This is a genomic window from Desulfitobacterium hafniense DCB-2, from assembly GCF_000021925.1.
Classification (GTDB): domain Bacteria; phylum Bacillota; class Desulfitobacteriia; order Desulfitobacteriales; family Desulfitobacteriaceae; genus Desulfitobacterium; species Desulfitobacterium hafniense.
Map to the genome: position 1 here is coordinate 230,720 of NC_011830.1, position 18,177 is coordinate 248,896.

Annotated in this window: 19 protein-coding genes; 17 read left to right on the forward strand and 2 right to left on the reverse strand. The window is 47.7% G+C overall.

Annotated features, from left to right (window positions below; translation table 11 throughout):
* Window positions 1–52: 52 nt before the first annotated feature.
* The 13 genes from DHAF_RS01125 to DHAF_RS01185 all read left to right on the forward strand — a co-directional run bounded on the left by DHAF_RS01125 (window position 53) and on the right by DHAF_RS01185 (window position 11,493).
* Window positions 53–652, forward strand: coding sequence for a hypothetical protein (locus tag DHAF_RS01125; protein ID WP_015942629.1), 600 nt, complete (start codon window positions 53–55; stop codon window positions 650–652).
* Complete coding sequence (locus DHAF_RS01130; protein WP_015942630.1) at window positions 633–2,138, forward strand: NosD domain-containing protein; 1,506 nt, start codon at window positions 633–635, stop codon at window positions 2,136–2,138. The genes DHAF_RS01125 and DHAF_RS01130 overlap by 20 nt, the downstream gene beginning before the upstream one ends.
* On the forward strand, window positions 2,135–2,677 hold the full coding sequence (locus tag DHAF_RS01135; protein WP_015942631.1) for a nitrous oxide reductase accessory protein NosL: 543 nt from the start codon (window positions 2,135–2,137) through the stop codon (window positions 2,675–2,677). Before DHAF_RS01130 ends, DHAF_RS01135 begins: the two co-directional genes overlap by 4 nt.
* The gene (locus tag DHAF_RS01140) at window positions 2,678–3,514 is read left to right on the forward strand and encodes an ABC transporter permease (RefSeq protein WP_005808202.1); all 837 of its coding nucleotides are present in this window, start codon (window positions 2,678–2,680) and stop codon (window positions 3,512–3,514) included.
* An 11-nt stretch (window positions 3,515–3,525) separates the two neighbouring features.
* On the forward strand, window positions 3,526–4,437 hold the full coding sequence (locus DHAF_RS01145; RefSeq protein ID WP_015942632.1) for an ABC transporter ATP-binding protein: 912 nt from the start codon (window positions 3,526–3,528) through the stop codon (window positions 4,435–4,437).
* 195 nt (window positions 4,438–4,632) lie between these two features.
* A complete protein-coding gene (gene infC / locus DHAF_RS01150; protein WP_026198832.1) occupies window positions 4,633–5,148 on the forward strand; it encodes a translation initiation factor IF-3 in 516 nt (171 codons plus the stop codon).
* A 20-nt stretch (window positions 5,149–5,168) separates the two neighbouring features.
* Window positions 5,169–5,366, forward strand: coding sequence for a 50S ribosomal protein L35 (gene rpmI / locus DHAF_RS01155; RefSeq protein WP_005808207.1), 198 nt, complete (start codon window positions 5,169–5,171; stop codon window positions 5,364–5,366).
* Window positions 5,367–5,472: 106 nt separating this feature from the next.
* Entirely contained in the window at window positions 5,473–5,835 is a 363-nt protein-coding gene (gene rplT, locus DHAF_RS01160) for a 50S ribosomal protein L20 (protein WP_005808209.1), read from the forward strand.
* Window positions 5,836–5,892: 57 nt separating this feature from the next.
* Complete coding sequence (locus DHAF_RS01165) at window positions 5,893–6,708, forward strand: TrmH family RNA methyltransferase (protein WP_015942634.1); 816 nt, start codon at window positions 5,893–5,895, stop codon at window positions 6,706–6,708.
* 530 nt (window positions 6,709–7,238) lie between these two features.
* Window positions 7,239–8,261, forward strand: a complete 1,023-nt coding sequence (pheS, locus tag DHAF_RS01170; protein WP_015942635.1) for a phenylalanine--tRNA ligase subunit alpha — start codon at window positions 7,239–7,241, stop codon at window positions 8,259–8,261.
* A gap of 12 nt (window positions 8,262–8,273) precedes the next feature.
* The gene (gene pheT, locus DHAF_RS01175; RefSeq protein ID WP_015942636.1) at window positions 8,274–10,679 is read left to right on the forward strand and encodes a phenylalanine--tRNA ligase subunit beta; all 2,406 of its coding nucleotides are present in this window, start codon (window positions 8,274–8,276) and stop codon (window positions 10,677–10,679) included.
* Window positions 10,680–10,701: 22 nt separating this feature from the next.
* Entirely contained in the window at window positions 10,702–10,959 is a 258-nt protein-coding gene (locus tag DHAF_RS01180) for a cell division protein ZapA (protein ID WP_005808223.1), read from the forward strand.
* 171 nt (window positions 10,960–11,130) lie between these two features.
* A complete protein-coding gene (locus tag DHAF_RS01185) occupies window positions 11,131–11,493 on the forward strand; it encodes a NifB/NifX family molybdenum-iron cluster-binding protein (RefSeq protein WP_011458981.1) in 363 nt (120 codons plus the stop codon).
* A gap of 143 nt (window positions 11,494–11,636) precedes the next feature.
* Here the strand turns inward: DHAF_RS01185 and DHAF_RS01190 are convergent, their stop codons facing one another.
* Window positions 11,637–12,017 (reverse strand): hypothetical protein, encoded by a 381-nt coding sequence (locus DHAF_RS01190; protein ID WP_011458982.1) that lies wholly within the window; start codon window positions 12,015–12,017, stop codon window positions 11,637–11,639.
* A 35-nt stretch (window positions 12,018–12,052) separates the two neighbouring features.
* Entirely contained in the window at window positions 12,053–13,672 is a 1,620-nt protein-coding gene (locus DHAF_RS01195) for an FAD-dependent oxidoreductase (protein WP_011458983.1), read from the reverse strand.
* Window positions 13,673–13,826: 154 nt separating this feature from the next.
* Between DHAF_RS01195 and DHAF_RS01200 the strand changes: the two genes are divergently transcribed.
* The 4 genes from DHAF_RS01200 to DHAF_RS01215 all read left to right on the forward strand — a co-directional run bounded on the left by DHAF_RS01200 (window position 13,827) and on the right by DHAF_RS01215 (window position 18,177).
* Entirely contained in the window at window positions 13,827–14,768 is a 942-nt protein-coding gene (locus DHAF_RS01200; RefSeq protein ID WP_011458985.1) for a LysR family transcriptional regulator, read from the forward strand.
* A gap of 131 nt (window positions 14,769–14,899) precedes the next feature.
* Window positions 14,900–15,730 carry a MerR family transcriptional regulator gene (locus tag DHAF_RS01205; RefSeq protein ID WP_011458986.1) on the forward strand — a complete coding sequence of 277 codons (831 nt, stop codon included), beginning with the start codon at window positions 14,900–14,902 and terminating at the stop codon, window positions 15,728–15,730.
* Between the two features lie 118 nt (window positions 15,731–15,848).
* Window positions 15,849–17,021, forward strand: coding sequence for a multidrug efflux MFS transporter NorA (norA, locus tag DHAF_RS01210; protein WP_011458987.1), 1,173 nt, complete (start codon window positions 15,849–15,851; stop codon window positions 17,019–17,021).
* Window positions 17,022–17,262: 241 nt separating this feature from the next.
* Window positions 17,263–18,177, forward strand: coding sequence for an alkaline phosphatase family protein (locus DHAF_RS01215; RefSeq protein ID WP_015942637.1), 915 nt, complete (start codon window positions 17,263–17,265; stop codon window positions 18,175–18,177).

The following is an 18,177-nucleotide window of genomic DNA, read 5'->3' on the forward strand; positions in this document are numbered from 1 at the left end:
ATCCTTGCTCAGGGATCCCTCCCCCCCTAATCGATAGGAAAGGCGGTTAACCATGGATTTTGTAAGAAAGCTTTTCAAGGGAAACCTTAATCTCATCGGGAGAATCATGTTTGGTGCTGCCGGCTTAATTCTCTTAGCCTCTCTCTTTTTGCCTTGGTGGCATTTAGACTTGGTGGCACCCCAATATCCGGAGGGTTTGTCCGTGATTGTCTATCCGGACAAACTGGATGGCCGCATCGATATTATCAATAATATTAATCACTATATCGGCATGAAGTGGATCAGCGAAGAAGATTTCCCGGAATTTCAGGTTATTACTAAAGTTGCCTATGTGATCATTGGCCTGGCTCTTATTACCGCCCTGGTGAAAAAAAGGTGGCTTGCCTGGCTGACCGCCGGTCTGGGTGCTGTGGGAGGCATGATCGGGGTGTATGACCTATGGCGCTGGCTGCGGGATTATGGAACCCAGCTGGATCCCATGGCGGCAATTAAGATCGATCCCTTCACCCCGCCGATTATCGGCACCAATAAGCTTGCCAATTTTATTACCTACACAGGATTTAATTCAGGCGGATATTTGCTGGGACTGAGCATTATCCTGATGCTGCTGGCTGCTTGGAGGTTTAAGGAACATGAAAAGCAAAAAGAATAGGCGCTGCTTTTGGCTGAGTCTGTTTCTTTTCCTGTGGATCATTCCGTTATCAGCTCATGCCGCTACCCTGGAAGTTCAAGGAGGCGGCTCGGCGGAGAGTATTCAATCTGCCCTGGCAAGGGCTGCTCCCGGGGATACTATTCATGTTTATAGCGGGACCTACGTGGGAAAGATTGTGATCGATAAGGCGGTATCCCTCATCGGAATTGGTATGCCGATTCTTGATGGGGGAGGTGAAGGAGATGTGGTCAGCATTAAAGGGGATGGAGTGACCTTTAAAGGGTTTCAAGTCATGGGCAGCGGCAAAAGATTGCAGGACTCCGATGCGGGGATCAAGCTCTATTCCGCCGGCAATGTCATTGAAGATAACAAGCTGACCAATAATCTCTTTGGGATGTATCTGCTGAAATCTCCTCATAATACGCTCCGCAATAATACGATTATCGGCAGACCTGCCAAAAATAAGCTGCAAGCATCAAAAAAAGACGAGGCTGGGGAGGCCGGCACCTATGACATTTTGCCTAGTTTTGAAGGGGAGAGCGGTGACGGAATTCATCTTTTTGCAGCATCCCATAATTTGATCGAGAATAATGAGATTACGGATACCAGGGATGGCATCTACTTCAACTATGCTCACGATAATCGGCTTTTGTATAACCATATTGATGGGGTGCGCTACGCCATTCACTATATGTATTCTGATGATAATTACTTTGAGGGAAATATTGCGACCAATAATGTGGCCGGAGCGGCCCCCATGTACTCCAAAAGAATAACCTTCCGTGAGAATGTTTTCGCCTATAACCGTGGTCACCGCTCTTTCGGAGTGCTGTTTTCCAATTGCAACGACTGTCTGGCCGAGGGGAATGTTTTTTTCGGCAATACCAGGGGGGCGCTCTTCGATGTGTCCTACCACAATATCTTCCGCAATAATTTGGTAGCCGCCAACGATATCGGCATCGATCTGATTTCCAGTTCGGGATTCAATACATTTACAGAAAATAATTTTATGGACAATATGGAGCAGATCGCTTTCCGGGCAGGGAGGATTGGGGAGGGGAATGTGTTCTATGAGGAGGGGACGGGCAACTATTGGAATGACTATCGGGGATTCGATCTGGATCAGAACGGGATAGGTGATACGCCCTATCTGACAGGAGATATTTTTACTTATTTAATGAATAAAGCGCCTGCTGTGCGTCTTTTCTTAAACAGTCCCGCTGCTAAAGCTTTGGAGTTTGCCGAAAACATGTTTCCGGTTATAGAAATCCCTAAAGCTGAAGATGCATATCCTTTAATCAAGCCGGTGGCGATAGAGATTAATGGGCAGTTTCACATCGAGAAGAATCAGGTTTCCAATAAGGTCTTTGGTGCTTATTCCCTGCTTATGCTCCTCATAGCAGGGATGATAACCGCCCGGGCCTTTGGGGTGAGTTCCCAGGGCATTAAACGGGTGGAGAATTATTTGAGAGGAGGCCAAAAATGAGTCGCAAGATAATGGTGGTTTTGCTTTCTCTCTGGTGTTTATTCCTTACAGGATGTTCGTCAGGAGACGCTGCCGGGACTCCCCGGGAAATTGACCCTACTATTGATATTTGCCCCGTCTGCAGGATGAGTGTCATTGATGAGCATTTTGCGGCCCAGATTATTGACAGTCAGGGGCAAGTTGAGATTTTTGATGATATAGGATGTATGTCGATCTTTATGCGAAGATTGGAAGCGGGGGCACAGGATAGTATTTTAGCCACTTATGTCAAAGATTTCCAGAACATGGAATGGATCCAGGCCCAGGAGGCCTTTTATGTACAAGGCCGGATCGATACTCCTATGAGTTTTGGAATCGTAGCCTTTGCAGCCGAGGAGACGGCCCGGAAATTTGCCCAAGAGGTGGGAGGGAAACAGCTGACCTGGGAACAGGTTCTGACAGAGCCCTTAACCATCGGCTTGGATATAGAATTTAATCAGGAAGATTTTAATGTCCAGGACCTGGATACAGGAGAAATGCGGGAAGAGAGGGGAAATTAGATGCAGCTGATCAATGTAGTGACCATAGCAGAAAAGGAACTATTGGAATCCATACGCAGTAAATGGTTGGGTACATTTACCGTGGTTTTTGCTTTAATCGCCCTTCTGGTTTCTTTTTTTGGTTTGTCCAGTCTTGGGGTTGGTGGGCAGCAGGGATTTAACCGGGTCACGGCCAGCCTTTTGAATCTGGTGCTGTATTTGCTGCCCTTGATTGCGCTTGTGATGGGCTCGGCGACGGTAGCCGGTGAAAAGGAAGCCGGCTCCCTTCACGTTCTCCTCACCCAGCCCATTGATAAAGCTGAAGTCATTATCGGCAAGTTCGGCGGTTTAGCCCTGGCTTTAATTGCTTCTATTCTGGTTGGCTTTGGTGGGGCGGGAGTCGTGATCGCCTGGAAAACAGGGTCCATCAATATTACGGATTATCTGATGTTTGTAAGCTTATCTATGATTTTAGCCATGGTATTCCTCAGTATCGCTATACTCATTTCTGTCATCGTCTCGCGAAGAGCTCAGGGGATCGGTTTGGGGATTTTTATTTGGTTTTTAATGATTTTAGTTTATGATTTTTTAGCTATAGGGGTGGCGGGCTTATCCAATGTATCTGTTATTATCCCCTTATTGCTGCTGCTTCTGCTGGCTAATCCGGCCGATATGGTACGTGTACTGGTCATTTTGCAGCTTGGCGGTGAAGAAACCTTTGGACCTACGCTGGTCGCTTTGACGAGGATGCTCACTCAGGGATCGGGGGAACTTTTATTATATGGAGCCCTTCTGATTTGGATGATCATACCTCTCCTGATTGCGGCAATTTTGTTCGGCCGCAAACAGGATTATTAGGAGGGGATCCTATGGAAGTTATCAATACTTTAGAAGTGAAATATGCCCAGAAGTTTTATGGTCCGTTTCAAGCCGTTAAGGATATTAACTTAACAGTGGAAAAAGGGGAAATCTATGCCTTGTTGGGGCACAATGGGGCCGGAAAATCAACATTAATAAAAATGATTCTAGGGTTAGTAAAAGCCTCCGCCGGGATGATCGAAATTGAGGGGTTAAATTATGATGCCAAGAATAAGGAGATTAAGAAAAGGGTAGGTTATTTGCCGGAGAGAATGAATTTTTATGATAATTTAACGGCATGGGAGACGATATCGTTTTACGCCAAATTAAAAGGGATCACCAGGAAACGATGTGAAGAGGTGTTGGAACAAGTTGGGTTAAGGGAAGCAGAACACCGGAGAGTGGGGACTTTCTCCAAAGGAATGCAGCAGAGATTAGGCTTGGCCCAGGCTATTATCCACAAGCCCGATTTGCTTGTATTGGATGAACCCACAACCGGGTTGGATCCTATCGGCATCCTGGAATTAAAGGCAATGATTCGGAACTGGAACAAGGAAGGGACAACCATCTTATTTTCCTCACATAATCTTAATGATGTGGAAGAACTGGCCCAGCGGATTGGTATTATGAATCGCGGGGAAATGATTGCTCAAGGCAGCTTGGCAGAATTACAGGATAGGTTGGGTCTGCCCACGAAAATAAAAATAGATCTTGCTGTGATTCCGGTTGATTTAGAGGAAATACTCGTGGGAAAGCGAATTAAAACATTTCAGCTTGAAGAAAAAACTGTAAGCATTGATTGTCCAAAAGACAAGAAGACCCAAGTCATAACAGCTGTAATGGATGGGATGCTGAAAGTACTTGATCTGCGTTTGGAAGAACCGGGACTGAACAGTATTTATCAGAATATCATGGCAGAATAAATTATATTTGACAATCACCTCAGAACCCAATATAATGTTAATGTTCAAGTAGAAGCCATCCGCTTCTCACCTCATGGCTTGAGTCGATGAGGTATCTTCGGGTCCTGAGCCGCTGTGCTTGCTCATGATTTGTATGGAAGACGGGTGGAACTCTGCCCGTCTTTTTTGTGTGATTTTTTTTGGAGGTGGTTCGTTATTAGCAAGGATTTACGGATTAACGACGAAATCCGGGCCCGGGAAGTTCGTCTTGTCGGGGAAGAGGGAGAGCAATTGGGGATTGTCCAGCTTAGAGATGCTCAACGGATTGCTGCTGAGAAATCTCTGGATTTAGTGGAAATTGCGCCAACTGCTAAGCCGCCTGTTTGTAAGATCATGGATTATGGTAAGTACAAGTATGAGCAGGCCAAACGGGATAAAGAGGCCCGTAAAAAACAGAAGACCATGGAAATCAAAGAAGTTAAGCTTCGCCCTAATATTGAGGACCATGACTTCGAAACCAAAGCACGCAATGCCCAACGCTTTTTAAATGATGGGGATAAGGTTAAGGTCACGATTATGTTCCGTGGTCGGGAGGTTACCCATCCGGAACTGGGAAGAACTTTATGCCTGCGTCTAGCTGAGTTTTGTAAAGCTGAGGCTAATATAGAGCGTGATCCCAAGCTTGAAGGACGCAATATGATTATGATTTTAGCGCCTGTGAAACACGACTAACACGAGAGGGGGATATCCCAATGCCAAAAATGAAAACTCACCGCGGAGCTGCGAAACGTTTTAAGAAAACAGGTACGGGTAAAATTGTTCGTCATCATGCTTTTACAAGCCATATCCTGGAGAAGAAATCTCCAAAGCGTAAGCGTAATCTGCGCAAAGGTACTGTTATGCACAAAACCGATGCTAAACGCATTGCCCGCTTAGTTGCTTATCTATAAGATTGGCAGGGTCGGGGCGCATTGTGAGACAAGCTTTGTTCGGCATGAGCCGGGCAGATAAGAGATGAGAAGATGACAGAGATTAACATGTAAGGAGGTCTTCGCTATGGCCCGTGTAAAAAGAGGGGTAACGAAGCATCAACGTCATAAAAAAGTATTAAAGCTTGCTAAAGGGTTCCGTGGAGCAAAGAGCAAGCTCTACCGTCCGGCTAATGAGCAAGTCATGAAGTCCTTGGCTTATGCCTATGCTCACCGCAGAGATAAAAAAGGTGATTTCCGTAAATTATGGATCGCTCGTATCAATGCAGCTGCCCGTCTGAACGGATTAAGCTACAGCCGGATGATGAACGGCCTGAAAATAGCCGGAGTATCCGTCAACCGTAAAATGTTGGCTGATCTGGCTATCAATGATGCAGCAGCTTTCACCGAATTAGTCAATGTAGCGAAAGCTCAAGTGAGTGCGAAGTAAAGAATACATCAAAGGGTGCTGAGGCACCCTTTTTACATAGGGGTTTGGGGTGATGATATGCTGACCTCCTTGCAGAATGAGCAAGTCAAATATGTGGTCAATCTCCATAAGCGGAAGTTCCGTGAGGAGAACGGTGAGTTTCTGATCGAAGGCTGGCGCTTTGTGGAAGAGGGCCTTGCCCGGGGTGCTCATTTGACAAAGGTGTTCTTTTGCTCTGAATGCAAAAATGAATCATGGCCGCAGCTGGCGGAGGCCCTGAAAGTTAAAGGGGTACCGGTTATCGAAGTGGATGAACGGGTGCTTCGCAAAATGAGCGATACGGAAAATCCTCAGGGAATTCTGGCCGTTGTTAAGCAGTCCAGGTGGACCTGGGATGATTTTATAGAAATAGTTAATCCGGCGGGCAGGAGTGCCATACCCATGCTGTTGATCCTGGATGGAGTTCAGGATCCCGGCAACTGCGGAACGATACTGAGGACGGCCTTGGCTGCAGGGGTAACTCAAGTCTGTCTGACGGAAGGAACCGTGGATCTCTATAATCTTAAGGTGCTGAGGAGCACCATGGGAGCGATCTTTTCTCTGAACATAGTCACCCATTGCCAGCCGGAGGAGATTCTTAAGGTGTGCCGGAGCCATAAGATTCCTGTTTTTGTCGGCGATGTTGAGGGAACGGATCTTTATGAGACTCATTTTGCGCAGCCGATGGCTTTGGTTGTGGGCAATGAGGGAAACGGACCTTCCGCCGCCTTTCAGGGCCCTGGGGTGAAGCGGATTACTATCCCGATGAGCCATCAGGTGGAATCTCTCAATGTGGCGATGGCAACAGGAATTATTCTTTATGAAGTAAGGCGCAGAATGACCTCAACAACTTGAAAATAGCGGCTTTTGGACCAGGTTTTCTTGTAAACGGCCGCGGGTGGTGCTATAATTTCAATGAACAGGTTTAAGAATCCAGGCCGAAAGGTGGGCTTAACCATGTCACCCGCAGAGTGGTTATGGAAGATTTTTGAGGCAACCGGTTCCCCAAATGCCTACTTGCTGTATAGGCAGTACACTCTGAACAACAATCTGGCAATGAATAAGAAAATGCAATGATCAGGTTAAAAGGAGCTTTTCTTTTTCAGGGAGGTTAAGCCTAAGACTGAAAGCTTAACCAAGAGGAGTCCTCAGTTCCGGCTGATGCCGGAGGTGTTAAATTTCCCCTGTGAGTGGTTTGCTGAACTAAGAATTAGGTAAACCCGGTCTCCACCGTTAGCGGAGAAGGAAGCTGCGGCTCATCATTGAGCTGAACCAGGGTGGTACCGCGGGAGTTATTTCTCGTCCCTTTTATAGGGATGAGAATTTTTGTTTTTATATAGGATGGATTAAGTCAAAGGTTAAATCTTAACTTAGGAGGGTTTTCGTTGAAACAGGAAGTTCATCGTATTCAAGAAGAAACACTGGCAGAGCTTCAGCAGGTCTCGACTTTGGAAGCACTGCAGGAGCTGAAGGTTAAGGTTCTCGGCAAAAAAGGCTCCCTCACCGCTCAATTGCGGAAGATGGGCGGCTTAAGCCCGGAAGAGCGGCCGATTTTTGGTCAGGTGGTCAATGAAACGCGGGATATCTTGGAAGCGGCCTGGGTTCGTCGTGAGGAAGAGCTGTCCCAAGCGGCTATGCTGAAACAGCTGGAAGAGGAAAAGCTGGATATTAGTCTGCCTGGAGTAAGTCTGCCCCGGGGACATCAGCATCCTTTGACCAAGGTCATCGAAGAAATCGAAGAGATTTTTTTAGGGATGGGCTTCCAGATTGCTGAAGGTCCGGAGATTGAGAGTGATTATTATAATTTTGAGGCATTGAACCTGCCTAAGGATCATCCTGCCCGGGAAATGCAGGACTCTTTCTATATAACGGAAGAGATCCTTTTACGGACTCAGACTTCACCGGTTCAGATACGAACGATGGAGAAGCAGCGGCCTCAACTTCCGGTGAAGATCATCTGTCCGGGTAAAGTCTATCGGAATGATGATGATGCCACCCACTCGCCGATGTTCCATCAAGTGGAAGGATTGATGGTGGATCGGGGGATTCGTATGTCGGATCTTAAAGGAATCCTCTTAAGCTTCTCAAGAATGATGTTTGGGGAGTCCCGGGAGATTCGCTTGCGTCCCAGTTTCTTCCCCTTCACTGAACCCAGTGCCGAGGTGGATGTATCCTGCATGCTTTGCGGCGGAGCCGGCTGCCGGATCTGTAAAGGCACCGGCTGGATTGAGATTCTGGGCTCCGGTATGGTTCATCCCAGGGTTCTGGAAATGGGCGGCTATGACTCCAAAGAATTAACAGGCTTTGCTTTTGGTATGGGTGTAGAACGGATCGCCATGCTGAAGTACGGCATTGAAGATATGCGGCTTTTATTCGATAACGACTTGCGCTTTTTGCAGCAGTTTTAAGGAGGCAGGGGTATGAAGGTCAGTTTGGAATGGTTACGGGAATATGTAGATATCGCTCAGACTGCTGAGGATTTAGCGGAAAGCTTAACCCGGGGCGGGATTGAGGTCGGTGGCGTTGAGTATCTGAATCAAGGGCTGGAGGCAGTCGTGGTCGGCGAAATCACCCGCATGGAACATCATCCTAATGCGGATAAGCTGTGGATCTGCGAAGTGAACCTGGGAGACAGGTCCACGACCATCGTTACAGGAGCTCAGAATCTGCTGGTCGGGGATCGGATTCCGGTGGCTTTGCCGGGAACCACGCTGCCCAACGGAGTTCATATCGAAGTCTCGAAGCTGCGGGGAGTGGAATCTTCAGGGATGCTCTGTTCCACTGAGGAGCTTCATTTGGACTCCGGCTTAGGGGACCCGCGCAGTGAAGGCGGCATTCTTATCTTAGAGAAGGAGACTCCCTTAGGGGCAACCATGGATACCGTTCTTGGCGAAGGGGATTGCGTCCTGGATCTGGAACTCTATCCCAACCGTCCCGATTGTTTGGGTATGGTGAATGTGGCGCGGGAGGTTGCTTCTTTGACCGGGGAAGCACTGCATCTGCCTGCATGGGCGGAGGGGTCCCAAGGCCCGGATTACCCAGGGGATCCTAAGGCCAGGATTGTTCTGGATGATCCGGGTCTGTGCCAGCGCTATGCCGGCTTAGTCGTAGAAGATGTCAACATTGAGCCTTCTCCGGAGTGGATGCAGAAACGTCTTAAAGCAGCAGGAGTGCGCCCGATCAGCAATATTGTGGATATTACCAACTACATTATGCTGGAGATGGGACAGCCTTTGCATGCGTTTGATCGGGATGCCATCGCCGGCGCTGTCCACGTTCGCCGGGCCCGTGCTGGAGAGAAGCTGGTGACCCTTGATGATATAGAGCGGGAGCTTGATCCGGAAATGCTGCTCATTGCTGATGACGAGAAAGCCCTTGGTTTGGCAGGGGTCATGGGTGGCTTAAACAGTGAAATCACCGACTCCACCAAAAGGATCTTCGTGGAATCGGCTCATTTTTCCAGTGTCAGCATTCGCCGCACCAGCCGTCGTTTGGGACTGCGCTCAGAGGCATCCAATCGTTTTGAAAAAGGGGTTAATCCACATGGTGTAGCGGCGACCCTGGGCCGTGTAGCTGAGTTGGTTATCCAGCTGGGAGCCGGAAAACCGGTAGGGTTTGTCGAACAAGCGGGGCAGCTCCCAGAGCCTGCGGCGGTTTCCCTTACTGTGGAAAAGACCAATTCCCTTCTGGGAACGGCTCTTACTGAGGAAGAGATTACCGGGGTTCTCAAACGCTTGCGTTTTCCTTATCAAGAAAAGGATAGGGGATATGAAGTTCAGATTCCTACCTATCGTTCCGATATTACTATTGAAGAAGATTTAATTGAAGAAGTGGCCCGTTTGACAGGCTATGATCGGATTCCCACGACCTTGCCCCAAGGAGATCAGACTCAGGGACGGAGAACTCCTGAGCAGGAATTTAAGCGTACGCTCCGCCATCTTCTGGTTGGTTTGGGTCTGAATGAGGTCATGACCTATTCCTTCACCCGCCCCGATGCCGATCGCCAGTTTGGGGATATGGATCAGGCTATTCCGTTGCTGAATCCGCTGCGGGAAGAGTTAAGTGTGATGCGGACTGCTTTGCTTCCTAGCATTATGGAGATTGCCGCCCGGAATATCTCCCGCAGGAACCTGGATATTCGGCTCTTCGAGATGGGCAGTATTTATAAGAGCAAGGAGCGCCCCTTGGTCAGGCTTCCTCAAGAGGAGCTGCATTTGGCCGGGGTGATCTGGGGCAAATCCTCCCGCCATTGGCTGACCCCGGTAACGGAGTATGATTTCTATACAGTGAAAGGGATTCTGGAGGAAGTGGCTCGTGAGTTTGGTCTGGAGTTCGACTATCGGCTGCCCAATAATCAGGAGCTCACCCATCCGGGGCGTTCCGCAGATATCTACCTCAACGGGGTAAAGATCGGTCTGATGGGCGAAATTCATCCTGCTTTAGGCAAAGAGTGGGAACTGGAAAGGGCCTTGATTTTTGAACTGGCTGTGGCTCCCATGCTGGAGGCCGGCAACCGGACCATTCGAGCTTTCTCCATACCGAAGTTTCCGGCGATGCAGCGGGATTTGGCTGTAGTGGTACCGCTGGAGGTCTCCGCCCAGGATGTTATGAAACGGATTAAGGAGCTGGGAGGAACGCTTTTGGTTCAGGTGAATATCTTCGATGTCTATACCGGCAAACCTATTCCCGAAGATCGTAAGAGCCTGGCTTTTGCGCTGAAGTATCAAGCCTTGGATCGAACTCTGAAGGACGAAGAGGTCAATGCCTTAAATCAGCAAGTTCTTGAAGGGATTGAAAAGGAATTTGGAGCTGCCTGGAGAAAATAGTATAGTATCTGGGGGGTGTCATATGGCTGAAGAAAATGAAAAGGTCATTGTTGAGATATTTGGGGAAAAACATGTGATTCGCGGACAGGAAAGCCCGGAGCATATCCTGAAGGTTGCCCGTGAAGTAGATAAAAAGATGCGTCTCATTGCCCAACGGACACCGCGCTTAGCCATTCATCAAATCGCCATTCTGGCCGCGCTGAATCTAGCCGACGAGTTGGAAAAAATCAAGGAAGAACAAGAAACTCTCATGCAGCTCATTGAAGCGCAAGAAGAATAAGGAGATCAGAGAGAAAGGGGACTGGCGCGACAGTCCCCTTTTTGGCTGGGTAGATACCCTGGGCAAGGGTTATTGACATATGCCTGAAACTAAGATATTATTTCCTATAAAGGGCATATGTCAATAATGACTTATCTTGCTCTCAGTTGAAGTACATGGAGGTAGGAATGTATGAAAATAGCCTTGCCCTCTCGCCAGAACAGGATTGATGACCACTTTGGCCATTGTGAGTATTTCACAGTGTTCTCTGTCGATGAAGGAAAGAAAGAACTGGTGGATCAAGAAACAGTCTCTTCTCCCGTGGGATGTGGCTGTAAATCCAACATTGCCCAAACACTTGCTGAAATGGGTGTAACACTCATGTTAGCCGGCAATATGGGTGAGGGTGCCGTTAGGGTACTGAGCAACTCGGGCATTTCCGTAATACGGGGATGTTCAGGAGAAGTTAAATCGGTAGCACAGCAATGGCTTGAAGGGACATTGGAAGACTCTGGAGACTCTTGCCATGAACACGAGCACAGCTGTCAGCATTAAAAGGACCTGGCAAAGGGTCTGGTACCTCATGAAAGCGTAATTTTAAAGAGTTACGCTTTTTTTGCCCTGAAAAGGGAGCCTGAAGAACAAAAAAGAAGAAGAACCAGACCTGCTGATTCTTCTTCATGTCAAATCACTGTCGCTTATTTGTGTTTCTTAAAGGCGAAGAGATATACCGCAAGCAATAGAAGAACAACAACACCGACGATTAACGCCGGACTCACCGCACCTGTTGTATCCGCAGAATCCGGCTGCTCCTTGGCAACCTGCGGGGATTCCTGTGCAGGTTCTTGGGGTGACGGAGTCGGCTGCACAGGTGCCGGAGCTGGTGGCGCTGGCTCCGGCTCAGTGGCCGGTTCGCCGGAGCCGCCATGTTCCCCTTCCTCATGGCAGGGAGTACAGGTTACACCGTCTTCACTCATATCCGGATAGGCGTTGGTGGTGGCGGCATTGAAGAAAATCCCCAAGGAAAGTCCTAAGAATAAGGTCATAAGCAAGAGAAATCTGCTTGTTTTTTTGTTCATTTATCTTACCCCTCTGATTGCTCTAAGCGCCAAATTTATATTTGTTTTCCCGCCAGCCAGCCAAAGGTGCCGGCCAGAGCGATACTTCCGGTATAGATGCTTCTCATAACGCCGCCGGCTGCCGGAGGAACGGCATAGAGGCCTGGGATAGGCTGCTTCTGGTGATCAAGGACCTGTACGTTTTCATTGATAGCCAATCCGCCGAAGTTGCAATAGATTTGTCCTGTGACCGGTACGCCATAGAAGGGCGGGGTGCTGATTTTATTCAGGTTATATTCTCTGGGTACTTCCAGTTCCATGGTCGTCCCCTTATCAATAGCTGCATTGTACTCTCGGATGGTTTTCAACAAGTTGGCCTTATAGACACCGGCCTTTTCCATATTCGCGGCAAATTCCTCCAAAGTGGCCCCTTCGATTACTTTTACGCCTTCGTCCTTAATAATTTTCATCATAGCGCTTGTGCTGGGGTTGGCGTCATACATGGCCTGGTCGCCGATGACAAAGGCCATCCCTTCAGGCTGAACGAGAACCGCATCGGTGAGGCGGGGATATTTGGAGTCGATAGGATGGGCTTCATCCTTAAAGCGCTTGCCGTTGAGATTAACGACGATAGCGGGAACCAATTCCGGCAGGACTGTGCCGGTTCCGAACCAGGGAGGATTAGGCCGTCCTTTATTGATACCGGCCATGCTGTTGGGATCGGTTTCGATTATTTTTTCATAAGCTGCCGGATCATCCGTAACTGCGTTATTATGGGTGACACAGACCAGGGTTCCCGACCAGGTGCTTAGGCCTTCACTAAGCATGGCTCCGACTCCCTGGCCCATCCTTAGACCGTCTCCTGTTGCGTAAGGGACGCCCATGACTTTGGTTCTGTAGGCATAAGGCCCTACAAACTGGGTCAGCAAACCTTTGTTGGCGAAGAAGTTTCCGGTGGCCAGAATAACTGCGCCTGCTTTGACATATTTCGGTTCTTCCCCTTGGGTGACGATCTTTAAGCCTACGACTTTTTCGCCGTCCGTGATCAGGTTAAGACCTCTTGTTTTCAGCAGGACGGTACCGCCTTTGGCTTTTACATAGTCCTCAATGGCCTTAAAATAATTCCGCAGACCGGCATAGCCTTTGTCTTCCTTTGTTCCCATCTTCCACTCTTTGTCACCAATGGAGTTGGGTACCTTATCCTGAGGGCGTCCGTTGGGCCCGGCCTGGGGGCCCATGATATAGACAGGCGCGCCTACCGTATTTTGAACCCAGGGCATGAATTCTCCCTTAAAGGTTTCAAAGAAGAGCTTGCCCAGGACAGGATCATGAAGCCCTTCGCTGTACTCCATATATTCTTCATAGGTTTGGGTGCCGAAGGTATGGAGAATCCCGCCGGACCAAGCCGAGCCGCCGCCGACAATGCCGCTGATCTCCACCAGCAGTACCTTTTTCCCTCTTTCCGCTGCTGTAGCTGCTGCGCAGAGGCCGCCGTGTCCGCCGCCGACCACCACAGCATCCACTTCATAATCCCAGCTTCTGCCGGCAGGGGAAGCATCGGAGTTGGGTTTAACGGTTTCAGGGGTGCCGCAGGCCGTCAGCATACTTGCTCCGGCTAGAGCAGCCGCACCAACGGTTGCCTTTTTCAAGAAATTTCTTCGGTTCATGTTTTCCATGTTTTCTCCTCCTCATTTGATTTGTTGATGCCATTATAAGAATCGAGTATGCTTGTATTATCTCGGAGGGAATCCGGAAATTCCAACAAAGAATCCTTAGGCCGCCTTTAAGAAAATTTTGTGATAGAAATTACAAGTATAGGGGCGTTGTACAATGCGTCTTGAACAAATGGAATACCTCATCAGCCTGGCTGAGACCGGTTCCATCACCCAGACAGCGAAATATTTCTTTATGTCTCAGCAGGGAATCAGTTATTCAATTCAGCAGCTGGAAAAGGAACTGGATGTGAAAATACTCCACAATCACAGGAACCGGGTTACCTTCACTGCGGCAGGAGAGTGCGTTCTGGTCAGGGCCAGAGATTTCGTGAAGCAATACCAGGAGTTGCAGGAAGAATTGCAGTCTTTTCAGAAAGACAAAACTCCTTCTTATAAAGCAAGATTATTTCTCTATATCGATCCCTTTATGGCCAACACGTTCCTGCCCAGGATATTGAAAAAACTGCACAAGCAATCCAAAATCAAACTGGCTACCAAAGAACAGAACCTGACCCTTCTTTTGCAAACCCTTTCCGATCCTTCGGAAGTGGATGGAATTGGGCTGGTGGGCTTGACAGAACATTATACTACGGAGCAGTTCAAGCAAAAATTTGATTTTGAACCGATTCATAGTTGTCATCTGCAGGTCCTCGTCTCGGAAACTTCTCCCCTGGCCAAGCTTCCTGCCCTCAGTTTTGAGGAAATAGCCCAATACCCCATCTGCCTTTTTGCCTCCGATTATAATAGTGAGGAAGTCGGTAAGGACTTATTCTTTGGTCGTACCGTCAAAAATCTGAGCGTCATTCTTCAGACAACCAATGTTGACATGTATCGGGATATGGTAAATAAAAATATCGCCATCGGTTTAACCACGGATTATCTGGAGTCGTTTTTCCATAAGTCCAGTCTGACAGGAATTCCGCTCAAAGAGCCGATTCAATTCCATGTTGGTTTTATTCGCCGGAAAGGCAGGCCGTTTTCCGTCATGGATGAGGAATTTATGGCGATTGCCAAAGATGTACTGAACTCTCAGCTTGCTAAAAAAGTTAGCCAGTGAGGGCATCCCGGCTTTTAATATTCACGGAGAGCTGGCGTTTTGGATGGTTTTTGGATACACTAAAAAGGATGCATTGATTAGAAAGAGCCTAGATCTCACCTGATAAGGTACGATCCAACAGCGGAGGAGCAATGAAAGAGCAGTATTATTCCATTGGTCAAGTAGCCAAACTCTCGAATATTTCGATCCCAACCTTGCGCTATTATGATCAGATTGATTTATACAAACCGGCTCATGTGGACACATTGACTAGTTACCGTTATTACAAGGAATCTCAATTGTATATATTGGATATGATTAAATCCCTTAAATACATCGGCACCCCACTGACAGACATAAAAACCGTTTTGAATTATACTCCGGCTGAGCTCTTTTGCTTCCTTGAGCATCAGGAGGATGTTATCGAGGGCAAAATACAAGGGCTGCAGGAAATCCATAAGAATCTGCAGCAAACGAAGAAGCAGCTCCAACAGCAAATGAAGACGGCCTTGGCTACGGATGTTTTTGAGAAAACCGAAGATCTGCAGATATTCACATTGCCTGTCGAAAATTATGCTCCCCAATCTATTCCTAATGATTGTTACGGTGAACTGATTAAGTTGGTGGAAGCGGAAGGCAGTAGAATAAGCAGCCATTACGGCTGCATATACCCTCTTCTCGACTATAATTCGATGGATGAAGTTCGATGTACTCATATATTCACCCCATTAATGACCGATCGGTTGAACAGTCATCCTGCCTATAGGAGGAATATCCGCCTGATTTCGGAAAGCCGCTTTATAGGCATTGCTTTTCAGTATCATCCTGATCGGTATATAGAGCATTATCAGCGGCTATACCATTATATTCGCAGTAAGGAACTTCCTGTAGCCGATCATGTTTATGATCTGTTCACGCCAACAAGGTACTCTCAGCACAAGGAAGAAGAATTCATGGTTGAATTAAAGGTACAATTGCTTTAAGGAAAGACAATTGAAAAATAGTAAAAGTTCTTATTGACCCTCTAGTTGCTGGAGGGTTTATATTATTGAGCATGGGCAGAGATTTTCTGCATGTAATTATTGAGGAGAAAGATACAGCATGAATGAGCAGAAGACCGTTTTAGCATTATTGCTTATGAATATCTTTATTGCCTTTTTAGGGATCGGCCTTGTTATCCCTGTCCTGCCGACGCTGATGAGAGAATTAGGGGTGAACGGCACGGTAGTGGGCTATTTGACTGCTGCTTTTGCCATAGCCCAGCTTATCTGTTCACCTTTTGCCGGTAAAGCGGCGGATAAAATAGGCCGGAAAAAGGTTCTGGTGACAGGGTTGTTTCTTTTTGGATTCTCTGAAGTGCTTTTTGGTTTAGGACAAGAAATCGAAGTTCTGTTCCTGGCCCGGATCTTGGGGGGTGTGAGCTCGGCTTTAATCATGCCGGCTGTGACAGCTTTTATTGCGGATATCACAACATTGGAAACACGGCCTAAGGCACTGGGATATATGTCGGCTGCCATCAACACAGGGTTTATTATCGGGCCGGGTATCGGTGGTTTTTTGGCGGATTTTGGTACACGTACCCCTTTTTTCTTTGCCGGAGCCCTCGGTGCTGTCGCTGCAATACTGTCCATCATTTTCCTGAAGGAGCCGGATCGCTCCAATGAAGCCGCTGAAGAAGAGGTTCCAAAGCTTAAGACGAGCATTAAGCGCATGCTGGCTCCTATGTACTTTATTGCCTTCGCCTTGATCCTGATTGCCTCCTTCGGTTTATCGGCTTTTGAGTCCTTCTTCGCCCTTTTCGTCGATGGCAAGTTTTTCTTTACTCCCAAGGAAATTGCTTTTGTTATTACCGCAGGTGCTTTGCTGGGAGCTTTGATCCAGGTCCTGCTTTTTGAGCGGCTTGCCCGGCGCTGGGGTGAAATCAAGTTGATTCGCTATAGCCTGATTCTATCTGGGATCCTTATTTTCTTATTGACCGCTGTTCATTCCTATGTATGGATCCTGGTGGTAACGACTCTGGCCTTTATTGGCTTTGATCTGTTCCGGCCTGCGGTAACATCTTACCTCTCAAAAATTGCCGGGAATGAGCAGGGCTTTGTTGGGGGCATGAACTCTATGTTCACCAGCCTGGGGAATATTTTTGGTCCGATCATCGGGGGAATGCTGTTCGATGTAGACATTGATTATCCCTTTTATTTTTCTGTAGCAGTTATGATTCTTGGGGTGATCATTACTTTGTTCTGGAAAGAACCCAGCCGCATTCTTCAGCAGTGAAGGGGCGGCTTAGCTTCAATAATACAGAGGGGAATCTGGCTTTTTCAGTGATTTTTGGATACACTAAAAAGAGTGTATAATGCTTATATAGTGTTTATTTTTTAGGAATTTATAGATGTATTTTTGCTTGGTATAGCTTGCTGAAGGGCTGTTAGCTAAAGCCAAGAGAAAACTGCCATGAAGTAGAGATATGACCTGGAAAAGGCTTGTTAAAGTAGGGATATAGAGAGAGGGTGGCTTGATGCATTTTGTGATGATATTTCTTGATGGATTTGGGTTAGGCGGAGACCGGGATAATCCTATTATGGCTGCCCATACCCCTTACATAGATGAATTGTTGGGAGGACATTATCTGTGGGGACAGGAGCGTCGGATAGAATCTGAGCAGCTAATCCTTATACCCTTGGATGCCTCCTTGGATGTGACCGGAATTCCTCAAAGTGCTACAGGTCAGACGACTTTGTGGACGGGGGTTAACGGTGCCAAGGCACTGGGCTTTCATCTGAATGCCTATCCCAATGAAAAACTGGCGGAGATTATAAAAGAAAAGTCTATCTTTAAACAGTTAGCAGATCAAGGTAAGAAGGTGACTTTTGCCAATACTTTTACCAGTCATTATGATGAGATGATAGCTTCCGGGAAGAGGAGGCATACTGCTTCTACCTTATCCGCCCTGGCTGGTGGGGTGCCTTTACGCCGGATCGAGGATCTATTGCAGGGAAAAGGGGTCTATCAGGATATGACCAATGAGATCCTCAGGGAGCTGGAACAAGAAGCAGATATACCGCTAATAACTTCTTATGAAGCAGGGAAAAACCTGGGCCGCCTGGCTTTGGACTATGATTTTACTCTGTATGAATTCTTCCAGACGGATGTGCGCGGCCATAAACAGGATTGGGAAAAAGCGGTGGCTTTAATTGAGCAGATTGATGGGTTTATCGGGGGTTTTATGTCTGTAGTTCGTCATGAGGATGTGACCTGGCTTTTAACCAGCGATCATGGGAATATTGAGGATTTTCGCGTTAAAGGCCATACTCAGAATCCGGTTCCTGCTCTGGGCTGGTCCAGCAAGCCGTTGGAATGGCCACAGTGGGAGCGGCTGGAGGATGTGACGCCGGGGATCGTGAGGATGATATTAGGAACGAGGGAATTGTAG